This window comes from Candidatus Pelagibacter communis (genome assembly GCF_001179985.1).
Lineage (GTDB): Bacteria > Pseudomonadota > Alphaproteobacteria > Pelagibacterales > Pelagibacteraceae > Pelagibacter > Pelagibacter ubique_J.
In genome coordinates, this window is record NZ_CVSI01000007.1 from 17,408 (window position 1) to 27,136 (window position 9,729).

Genomic DNA, 9,729 nt, shown 5'->3' on the forward strand with positions numbered 1-9,729 from the left:
TTAATCGCTGCTTGACGGTTTAAATATTAAGCAAAGACCATTGTTACAAAACCTTTTTCCAGTTTCACTTGGACCATCCGCAAAAACATGTCCATGATGAACACCGCAATTTGCACAATGATATTCAATTCTTTTCATTCCAAACGAGTAATCAACTTTAGTTTTAAATGCACCTGGTAAAGCTTCTGTAAAAGATGGCCAACCAGTACCACTGTCAAACTTAGCAGTAGATGCGAACAATTTTGCACCGCAGTTTGCACAATGGTAAAAACCTTCTCTTTTTTCATTCAAAAGATCACTTGTAAATGGCCTTTCCGTTCCCTCATTAAACATTATTTCTTTTTGTTTTTTGGTGAGATTTTCATTTATAACTTTTTTTGCAACAGCTTTTGCAAACTTATATGGCATTAAGAAAAAAGAAAAAAATGTAATACCAAACAATTTTATGAAAGTTCTTTTATCTAAATTATATTTCATTATTTTATTAATATTATTATAAGAAAGATCATTTGCACCAAATTTATTAGTACAGACACAAAATGGGATACTTTGAAACTTTTTTCATCTCCTTTATCTTTAAATTTATTTATTAGTGGCATTAAAATAAAATTAGAAATAAAAAATAAAATACAAATAGACAGCATTAAATAAAATTTAAGACTAAAATCACTTAGATAAGCGATCAATAAAACAACAATTAGGCTGATACTAAGATTTAGTAAGTAATATAAAGGAAATATGCCTCTAATAAATTTTCTAGCATATTCTTCATTTAAAAATCTAAATGTAGATGGTGCAACAACAAATGAAAAGAAAAGCATAATACCCAAAAGTATCGCAGTTAAATATGTAATGCTTTGTTCAATCATTATAAAACAACTTCAAATCCCTCAAAATTAGGTGCACCTAAATAAAGATCTTGATGTTGACCAGCATTCTTATGAGCTAACCTGAAGGCTTCCGATTTAGTCCAATTAATAAAGTCCTCTTTTGAATTCCATATACTATGTGATGCATACAAGGTAAATTCTTTATTAGTGTTTCCCTTAACTAAATGAAATTCTTTAAAACCTGGCACGCCTTTTAAATGAGTATCTCTATTTTTCCAAACACTCTCAAAATCTTGTTCCTTACCAAGAACAATCTTAAACCTATTCATTGCTATAAACATTGTGACTATATATATTTATTACATATGGTTTTATAGCTTAATCAGTGTGACACTCTGTTGCTTAAAAATTATAAATAAATAACCATATCCAAGTAAATGGAAGGAAAACTATGAAAAAATTAGCGTTAATTTTATCTTTTGTATTATTTTCGAGTTCTGTTTTTGCAGGTTCATGCCCAATGATGGCGAAAAACCTTGATGCAAAAATTGCAGAAGCTCAAGAATTAAGAGATGCTGGAATGAAGGCTCATGATAGTGGAGAGCACAAAAAATCAGTAGATCTTCTTAATAAAGCATTAGAAATGTTTAAAGGATAAATTATTTGGGGTTTGGGGCACCTGGCAACAGAACGCCCCTATTTATTCTTCCTTTTTTCTTTTTTAAGTTTTCTCTTTTCTTTCAGAGATAATTTGGGTTTTTTCATAACACTAGAGTCTTTGAATGATTTTCCACTATACCTTTTTGACATATTAATAACATTATCCAATTAAAAAAGTTTTTAAACTATTAATATTAATTTTAAGTTACTTATAATCAAAAAAACTAAAAAATATCCAAAAATAAATAAATAGTTTTTTTTATAGTAAACTTTTTTTAAATCGAGATTAAAAGAGAAGATTGTAAGAAACGCTATAAGTAAAAAAGGATCAAAATACTTGTGATAAATAGTATATTGTGGATTATTTAAAACAATTAATATAAAAAGCAAAATATTAGTATAATTTTTTGAAATCAATGAACATATTACTAGTATGGAAATAAATGATATAAAATAGAATAAATAATTATTCTTAAAGAAATAGTTAGATAACTTAAAAAATATACCGCCACCACTAAAAGAATAATCATAATCAAAATTAAATAAACAAATTGAAAAAATAAATATAGAAATTAAAATATTTTTTAGAATAAGAATTTTGTTAATTCTAATAACTTTAAGAAAATAAAATGGTAATAAATAAAATAAAAAAATTGAAAAAGTAATCAAGATATCATTAAACAAATTATTAAAAATAATCTTTTCGTTCCCCTTTATCCCTATTGCAGCTGATTTTAATAAAAAATTTACATCAAGAATAAATATGTAATAGAAGGCAGGAAACGCCAACACTAAATTAATAATAACTAAGTATAAAGCCTGTTTTGAGAAAAAACCGTAATATAGAACGAAATTAATAAAAAAAAATATCGAAAAAACAGAAAAATTAGGACTTAGGTAAGCGCTGAGAGCTAAAACAAAAACATTATAAATAGCAAATTTAAAATTTTTACTCTCATAAAATTTTAAGAAATAATAAATGCTTAGAGTAAAAAAAATTAGACCAAATAATCTACTATCTGGCCAAATAGCTAAACTCCTAAATGTTGGTGATAAGAAAATCAGACTTACTAAAAAAAATAGAATTTTTTTATCTATTTTGCTAAATTTTATGCTTAAGCACCTATAAAAAACAAAAGGTAATAACAAACATAAATGAAGATGGATTAGCCTTATAAAAGTGTCTGGTACATTAATTTTTTCAAATAAAGATAAAAATATTATTAAAATTGGTGAATGTCTTGTTGCGAATGTGTCGTATTCATAAAAAGTTTTTATAAATTCATTAGCAAATCCTTGGCTTACATTCTTTTGATTAACATAATCTTTAATAGCTCCACCAGTCGAATTTTCACCAAAAATAAAACTCGCTATCAAAGTCATGTAAAGAAAAAGAAAAAAAATAGTTTCGTCTCTGTACGAATTATTATTTGAAAAAATTAAAGACATATTTTGACTTATTTTAAATTTTTATGTTTATCTTTTTATACAAACTATTTGCACTTAACCATCCATTCTCTAGTCTTGGTCCACCAAACCAATCAGCGCAAATTCCTATTCCTAGTTTTTTATTCCAGTAACTTTTAGTTTTTAAAGGTTTTGAATTAGAAGAGTATTTCCAGCCATGTATATGTGAAAAATAAACTTTTTTTATTTTCAACTTAGTTAATTTTTTAAATTTATTTATCAAAACTCTTGTATAAAATTTTCTTTTTTTTCTATAATTATCAGTATGATTTTTGCCATATTCATAGGTACTTTGAAGGACCCATAAATCTTTATTATATTTAAATCTTTTTTTTGAATTTTCATTAGAAACCCATCCCAAAATATTGTCGTTAGTAAAAAAACTACTGAACTTACACCCAGTTTTATTTGTAATTAATAAAACTGTAAGACTTGAATTCATTTTGACTTTATTTTTAAAAAGCCTTGTTTTTATAAACTTGGATGCTAATTTTTTTACTTGTGGAAATGGGGCAGTTATTATTAAGTTTTTTGAATAAGTAATACTTTTATTTTTAAACTTGAGAGTCCAATAATCCTTTTGTCTTTCTATTTCTGACAATTCTGATTGAAAATTACAATTAACATTTTTAAGTAAGTGTTTACTAATATCATTATTACCCCTTACCCCAATTAATTTCATATGTTTTTTGTTTCTTTTTACCCTTTCATTTAAAAATTCGTGATTACCTTTCCAATGTTTAATAATTCTTTTTTTAATGAGTTTTTTTGTAAATGATTTAAATTCTTTGGATCTTGGAGATATATATTGTAGACCATGATCAAAACCTATTTTATCTTTATATCTTTTAAAAGAACTTCTACCACCGACACCTTTGGCTTTTTCAAACACCTTAATTGAGTATTTTTTATTTAATTTATTGGATATTGTAGCACCTGATATTCCTGATCCTATTACAGCAAAATCAATCATTAAGAATAATTTTTAAATTCTTGCACCAATTTGTTGAATAACTCTAGAGGACATTTCAGTGCCTTTTTCCAAGCATTCTTTTCGAGATAGACCGTTTACATGACCATGTAAAAACCCTGCAGCGAATAGATCTCCAGCACCAGTCAAATCAACTATTTTAAGATTTTTTTGAATACCGCATTCTGTAACTTCATCACCATTAATTGAGATTGCACCTTTTTCACCTCTAGTGATAATCAATAATTTTTTAAGACCTTTTCCAAAATTAATCACCTCATCAAAGTTTTTAGCATCAATTAAAGACATAATTTCCTGTTCATTAGCAAATGTTATATCTAATTTATTTTTAACTAAATTTAAAAAATGTGTCTTATGTCTATCAACACAAAACTGATCTGATAAAGACATTGCAACTTTATTTGCATTAGTTATTGCTTTATCAAAAGCTTTTTTAGGATCTCCCTCATCCCATAAATATCCCTCTAAAAGAATAATCTCACTTTGTTTAATAGCATTTGTATCTACGTCATTTTCGTTAATTTTGCCTGCTGTTCCAAGAAAAGTGCACATTGTTCTCTCTGAGTCTGGTGTTACTAAAATTAAACAAGTACCTGTTGGCAATTCCTCCTTTTTTTTTGAGTAAAAATATTCAACATTTTCTTGTTTAAGTCCTTCTTCATATTTTCCACCCAAGTCATCATCACTTACTTTACCAATAAAACCAACCTTGTTTTTAAGTTGAGAAAGACCAACAATCGAATTTGCAACAGATCCACCTGAGACTGTTTTTTCAATTTTCAAATTAGATAATAGTTGATTAAATTCTTTTTCATCGAAAATAAGTTTCATCGTGCTTTTAGTAAGACCATTTTTTTGAATAAAATCATCTTCAACTTTGCAAATTACATCTACAATTGCATTACCTATACCTAATATTTTCATGCTAAGCCTTTTTAGTTTTAATTGGTTTTTTTCTATTAGGATAACAACTCGTGCAAATTTTACAAGAAATACCGTAACAATCACGAGCTTTACAATATTCTCGACCATAAAAAATAATCTGCAAATGAAGTTTGTTCCAATATTTTTTTGGAAATAAACTCTTTAAATCTTCCTCAGTTTGCACAACATTCTTGCCATTAGTTAAACCCCACCTTTGAGCAAGCCTATGAATATGAGTATCAACTGGAAAAGCAGGGTAACCAAAACCTTGAGACATAACCACACTTGCTGTTTTATGGCCAACTCCTGGGAGTTCCTCTAATTGTTCGAATGTACTTGGAACCTTACTATTATATTTTTCTACTAAAGTTTTAGATAGGTAATAAATACTTTTAGCTTTAATTCTAAATATACCTATTCTTCTTATTAACCTTTCAATTTTTTTTCTTCCAAGTCTTACAAAGTGAATTGGCTTAAAATACTTCGGATAAATATCTTTTGTTACGTTATTAACATTTACGTCTGTGCACTGCGCAGATAAAAGTACAGAAATTAAAAGAGTGAATACATTTCTACTTTCAAGCGGTACGTTAATGTGTGGATAAGTTTTATTGAGTATTTTTAATACTATCTTAGCTCTTTTGATTTTATCAGCATTTTTTGAACTCATTTAAAGTTCAATACATCTCGCATTGAGTAAAGGCCTGGTTTCTTTCTCATCAACCATTTTGCAGCAGTTAGAGCGCCCTCAGAGTATAAAGCTCTATCAAATGCTTCATGGTTTAAAGTTATAATTTCTTTGCCACTAGAAAATTTTACCTCATGCTCGCCAACTACTTTACCTTTTCTCATCGAATTAAAATTTATTTTTTTTCCATAAGGAAAAGATTTTTTATTTAGATATTTTTTTCCGATCAATCTATTTAGATCTTTATTTTTTCCTATAGCTATTCCTTTTCCAAGCATTAAAGCTGTGCCAGAAGGGTGATCTTTTTTGTGTTTATGGTGAACTTCAAAAACTTTACTTAAGAAATTATTTCCAAGAGATTTTGAGGTAATTTCTGTTAAATACATCAATAAATTAATCCCTAAGCTCATATTCCCAGCCTTTAGTATTGGAATTTTTTTAGAATATTTTTTTATTAAATTTTCCTGATTTTTAGTAAAACCAGTTGTACCTATAACAACTCTTTTTTTTAGTTTAGAAGCAATTTTAAGCACTTCTAAAGTACATTTAGGAACTGTAAAATCTATAATGATATTAGTTTTTTTGAAAGAACTAACGTTATTAAATTCGGGTAAAATATTATTTATTTTTCTATTAATTTTAAAGTTTTCAGTGAGTGAAACTATTTTAAAGATTTTATTTTTATTTGAGGACTTAATAAGTTGTTGTCCCATTCTTCCCATACAGCCTGTAATAGTTAAATTTATTTTCATATAAAGATTTTGTTGATAATGATTATCATTCATAAAGATTTTTTTAAAGAGATGTTTTTAATTGGTTTTTTTGTGATAATGATAATCAATATTATACGTTATTTCTTGAATAATATTTTTAATTTCCTATCTTAAATTTATGCAAACACAAAAATTTAGTTGTAAAAAATGTGGATTAACTATTTCTTCAGTATGCTCTAAATGCGATAGAGTTGTTGATGTAAAATTACTTGATAGTGGTTGTTTAGTTCAAGTAACTAAATGTGGTGACTGTTCAAGTGTTCCAGTTATCAAAGATATCTGCACTGAAAATAATTAATTATTATTTATAATATAAAATATATAAATATTAATATTATAGCTATCACTATAATCCATATTGATAAATTCTTAAGCAGGATCTTAAAGTTATAATTAGTTTGAATAAAACCAGGTAAAACTAGTACAAGTACGCCTATTAAGGCTATTACTGGTACAATTACCTCAAGACTCATAAAATTCACTTTAATTTAATTTTTCCAAAAATTTTTTGCTTTTTGAAAAAACTTTTTAATACTTGGGTTAGATTTTTCGTTTTCGATTTCTCTAAATTTTTCAAGAAGATCTTTTTGTTCTTTATTAAGATTAATGGGGACTTCAGTATTTACTTGTACATATAAATCACCAACTCCACCACTTCTCATTAAAGGCATTCCTTTGCCTCTTAAACGAAATTGTTTACCACTTTGAGTTCCAGATGGAATTTTGATTTTTGCTTTTCCTCCATCAATAGTTGGTATCTCTATGGATGCTCCTAAAGCTGCATCAGCAATAGATATTGGGCATTCAAAAAATAAATTTTCTTCACTTCTTTTAAATAAATCATGTGAGTAAACATTAATAAAAAGATAAAGATCTCCACTTGATGCACCTCTGGATCCAGCTTCACCTTTTCCGGCTAATCTAATTCGAGTTCCATCATCTACACCTTTAGGAATTGTTACTGATAATCTTTTTGAAGCTTGTTTTTTTCCTTGTCCGCTACAGCTGCCACAAGGATTAGTTATTTGTTCACCCGTACCTGAACATTGAGGGCAAGTTTGTTGAACAGTAAAAAATCCTTGGCTTGATCTTACTTGACCGTTACCTCCACACATAGAACATGAACCAACATTTGTGCCTGGTTTAGAGCCGCTTCCATTGCAGATTTGACATTTTTCTGAAGTTGAAAACTTTATATCCTGTTTTTTTCCTGTGTAAGCTTCCTCTAATGAAATAGATAAATCATATCTTAAATCAGAACCTCTAAAATTTGATTTTCTACTTCTTCTTCCGCCTCCACCAAAATCACCAAAAAAATCTTCAAATATATCTGAGAAGTGGCTGGAAAAGTCAAAATTGCTAAAACCCCCTCTTCCTCCACCTCCATTCTCAAATGCAGCATGTCCAAAATTATCATAATTTTGTTTTCGCTCTGTATTTGATAAGACGTGGTACGCCTCTGATGCTTCTTTAAACTTTTCCTCAGAAGCTTTATCACCTTTATTTTTATCTGGATGATGTTTTACAGCAAGTTTTCTATATGCCGCTTTTATCTGATCTGCTGATGCTGATTTATTTACACCTAAGACTTCGTAATAATCTCTTTTTGCCATAACTAATTAGACAAACAGTTGTTAGCTCTTAGGCACTTTTTTCTTTATTTTCGTCTTTTACTTCCTCAAAGTCTGCGTCAACAACGTTATCGTCTTTTTTTCCTTCTTCTTTTTTATCTTTCGCACCATCTTCTGGTTTAGCGCTTTGTTGTGACTTATAGATAGCTTCACCTAATTTCATAGATGCTTGAACTAGATCTTGCGTTTTCTTTTTAAGGTCCTCAACATCAGTTCCTTTTAAAGAGTTTCTTAAATCTGCACATGCGGTTTCGATAGCTTTTTTATCTGCCTCAGACACTTTACTTCCATGTTCTTTTAGGTTCTTCTCAGTAGAATGTAATAAAGTATCTGCTTGATTTCTTGCATCAACGGCTTCCCTTTTCTTTTTGTCAGCATCTTTATTAGCTTCAGCCTCTTTTACCATTTTGTTAATTTCTTCTTCACTTAAGCCACCTGATGCTTGAATTTGGATTTTTTGTTCTTTTCCAGTTCCTTTATCTTTAGCTGATACATTAACTATACCGTTTGCATCAATATCAAATGTAACTTCAATTTGAGGCACCCCTCTAGGAGCTGGTGCAATTCCGACTAATTCAAAATTACCTAAAACTTTGTTGTCTGATGCCATTTCTCTTTCACCTTGAAGAACTCTTATAGATACAGCTGGCTGATTATCCTCTGCTGTAGAGAAAACTTGGCTTTTCTTAGTTGGTATAGTTGTGTTCTTATCAATTAATTTTGTTGATACTCCTCCTAGGGTTTCAATTCCAAGAGATAAAGGCGTAACGTCTAATAATAAAACATCTTTTACATCGCCTTGTAATACACCAGCTTGTATAGCTGCACCCATGGCAACAACCTCATCAGGGTTTACAGATTTATTAGGCTCTTTTCCAAAAAAGTTTTTAACTTCTTCTATAATTTTAGGCATTCTAGTCATTCCACCAACAAGCACAATCTCATCGATTTCACTCGCTGAAAGACCAGCATCTTTAAGAGCAGTTTCACATGGTGGCATAGTTCTTTTAATTAAATCTTCAACTAGGGCCTCTAATTTTGCTCTAGTCATTTTTAAATTTATGTGTTTTGGACCAGTTTTGTCCGCTGTAATAAAAGGAAGATTTATCTCTGTTTGTGCTGCTGAAGAAAGCTCAATTTTCGCTTTTTCTGCTGCCTCTTTTAATCTTTGAAGCGCAAGCTTATCGGATTTCAAATCTATTCCACTGTCTTTTTTAAACTCTGATAATAAATATTCAACAATTGTATTATCAAAGTCTTCACCACCTAAAAAAGTATCACCGTTCGTAGATTTAACTTCAAAAACACCATCACCCAATTCAAGTATTGAAACATCAAATGTTCCACCACCTAAGTCATATACTGCAATTTTCTTGTTAGTTTTTTTGTCCAGACCGTAAGCAAGAGAAGCTGCTGTAGGTTCATTAATAATTCTTAAAACTTCTAAACCTGCAATTTTTCCAGCATCTTTAGTTGCTTGTCTTTGCGCATCATTAAAATATGCTGGCACAGTAATTACAGCTTTTTTTACTTCTTGTCCTAAATATTTTTCAGCAGTCTCTTTCATCTTTTGAAGAATAAAAGCTGAAATTTGAGATGGAGAATATTTATTACCTTTAGCTTCAATCCATGCATCACCTTTATCTGAATTAACTATTTTAAAAGGAGATGTTTCTATATCTTTTTTTACTGACGGATCATCAAAATTTCTTCCAATTAGTCTCTTAACGGCAAATACAGTATTTTCTGGATTGGTTACAGCTTG

General features: G+C 28.9%; 12 protein-coding genes. 2 read left to right on the forward strand and 10 right to left on the reverse strand.

The genetic code is table 11. From position 1 onward, the window contains the following. From msrB to AMN80_RS00155, 3 genes are read right to left on the reverse strand one after another with little or no spacing between them, the layout of a single operon-like run. A complete protein-coding gene (gene msrB / locus AMN80_RS00145; RefSeq protein WP_082256512.1) occupies positions 1 to 477 on the reverse strand; it encodes a peptide-methionine (R)-S-oxide reductase MsrB in 477 nt (158 codons plus the stop codon). Beyond that, complete coding sequence (locus tag AMN80_RS00150) at positions 477 to 869, reverse strand: DUF4149 domain-containing protein (protein WP_075520007.1); 393 nt, start codon at positions 867 to 869, stop codon at positions 477 to 479. The genes msrB and AMN80_RS00150 overlap by 1 nt, the downstream gene beginning before the upstream one ends. Continuing rightward, positions 869 to 1,171, reverse strand: a complete 303-nt coding sequence (locus AMN80_RS00155) for an antibiotic biosynthesis monooxygenase family protein (protein WP_075520008.1) — start codon at positions 1,169 to 1,171, stop codon at positions 869 to 871. Before AMN80_RS00155 ends, AMN80_RS00150 begins: the two co-directional genes overlap by 1 nt. 110 nt (positions 1,172 to 1,281) lie before the next feature. Here AMN80_RS00155 and AMN80_RS00160 point away from each other — a divergent pair, with 110 nt between their 5' ends. Beyond that, positions 1,282 to 1,488, forward strand: coding sequence for a hypothetical protein (locus AMN80_RS00160; RefSeq protein WP_075520009.1), 207 nt, complete (start codon positions 1,282 to 1,284; stop codon positions 1,486 to 1,488). A 182-nt stretch (positions 1,489 to 1,670) separates the two neighbouring features. Here AMN80_RS00160 and AMN80_RS00165 read toward each other — a convergent pair whose 3' ends face one another. Genes AMN80_RS00165 through dapB form a run of 5 tightly spaced genes read right to left on the reverse strand, consistent with a single transcriptional unit; the run spans position 1,671 to position 6,312 of the window. Continuing rightward, a complete protein-coding gene (locus AMN80_RS00165) occupies positions 1,671 to 2,939 on the reverse strand; it encodes a hypothetical protein (protein ID WP_075520010.1) in 1,269 nt (422 codons plus the stop codon). A gap of 13 nt (positions 2,940 to 2,952) precedes the next feature. Beyond that, positions 2,953 to 3,930: an NAD(P)-binding protein gene (locus tag AMN80_RS00170; protein ID WP_075520011.1), complete on the reverse strand. Its 978-nt coding sequence runs from the start codon at positions 3,928 to 3,930 to the stop codon at positions 2,953 to 2,955. 12 nt (positions 3,931 to 3,942) lie between these two features. After that, positions 3,943 to 4,872 (reverse strand): adenosine kinase, encoded by a 930-nt coding sequence (locus AMN80_RS00175; RefSeq protein ID WP_075520012.1) that lies wholly within the window; start codon positions 4,870 to 4,872, stop codon positions 3,943 to 3,945. Between the two features lies 1 nt (position 4,873). Then, entirely contained in the window at positions 4,874 to 5,542 is a 669-nt protein-coding gene (gene nth / locus AMN80_RS00180; RefSeq protein ID WP_075520013.1) for an endonuclease III, read from the reverse strand. Next, entirely contained in the window at positions 5,539 to 6,312 is a 774-nt protein-coding gene (dapB, locus tag AMN80_RS00185; protein ID WP_075520020.1) for a 4-hydroxy-tetrahydrodipicolinate reductase, read from the reverse strand. The genes nth and dapB overlap by 4 nt, the downstream gene beginning before the upstream one ends. A 139-nt stretch (positions 6,313 to 6,451) precedes the next feature. On the opposite strand from dapB, the gene AMN80_RS00190 reads away from it, so the two are divergent. Then, a complete protein-coding gene (locus tag AMN80_RS00190) occupies positions 6,452 to 6,631 on the forward strand; it encodes a hypothetical protein (RefSeq protein ID WP_075520014.1) in 180 nt (59 codons plus the stop codon). A gap of 190 nt (positions 6,632 to 6,821) precedes the next feature. Here AMN80_RS00190 and dnaJ read toward each other — a convergent pair whose 3' ends face one another. After that, the gene (gene dnaJ / locus AMN80_RS00195) at positions 6,822 to 7,946 is read right to left on the reverse strand and encodes a molecular chaperone DnaJ (protein ID WP_075520015.1); all 1,125 of its coding nucleotides are present in this window, start codon (positions 7,944 to 7,946) and stop codon (positions 6,822 to 6,824) included. A 28-nt stretch (positions 7,947 to 7,974) separates the two neighbouring features. Further along, positions 7,975 to 9,729: molecular chaperone DnaK (gene dnaK, locus AMN80_RS00200; RefSeq protein WP_075520016.1), on the reverse strand; the 1,755-nt coding region annotated here is incomplete at its 5' end.

What these genes read in the sequence shown, in the direction of transcription:
- msrB (WP_082256512.1), bottom strand. Translation starts at nt 477, where the DNA reads ATGAAATATAATTTAGATAAAAGAACTTTCATAAAATTGTTTGGTATT.
- AMN80_RS00150 (WP_075520007.1), bottom strand. Translation starts at nt 869, where the DNA reads ATGATTGAACAAAGCATTACATATTTAACTGCGATACTTTTGGGTATT.
- AMN80_RS00155 (WP_075520008.1), bottom strand. Translation starts at nt 1,171, where the DNA reads ATGTTTATAGCAATGAATAGGTTTAAGATTGTTCTTGGTAAGGAACAA.
- AMN80_RS00160 (WP_075520009.1), top strand. Translation starts at nt 1,282, where the DNA reads ATGAAAAAATTAGCGTTAATTTTATCTTTTGTATTATTTTCGAGTTCT.
- AMN80_RS00165 (WP_075520010.1), bottom strand. Translation starts at nt 2,939, where the DNA reads ATGTCTTTAATTTTTTCAAATAATAATTCGTACAGAGACGAAACTATT.
- AMN80_RS00170 (WP_075520011.1), bottom strand. Translation starts at nt 3,930, where the DNA reads ATGATTGATTTTGCTGTAATAGGATCAGGAATATCAGGTGCTACAATA.
- AMN80_RS00175 (WP_075520012.1), bottom strand. Translation starts at nt 4,872, where the DNA reads ATGAAAATATTAGGTATAGGTAATGCAATTGTAGATGTAATTTGCAAA.
- nth (WP_075520013.1), bottom strand. Translation starts at nt 5,542, where the DNA reads ATGAGTTCAAAAAATGCTGATAAAATCAAAAGAGCTAAGATAGTATTA.
- dapB (WP_075520020.1), bottom strand. Translation starts at nt 6,312, where the DNA reads ATGAAAATAAATTTAACTATTACAGGCTGTATGGGAAGAATGGGACAA.
- AMN80_RS00190 (WP_075520014.1), top strand. Translation starts at nt 6,452, where the DNA reads ATGCAAACACAAAAATTTAGTTGTAAAAAATGTGGATTAACTATTTCT.
- dnaJ (WP_075520015.1), bottom strand. Translation starts at nt 7,946, where the DNA reads ATGGCAAAAAGAGATTATTACGAAGTCTTAGGTGTAAATAAATCAGCA.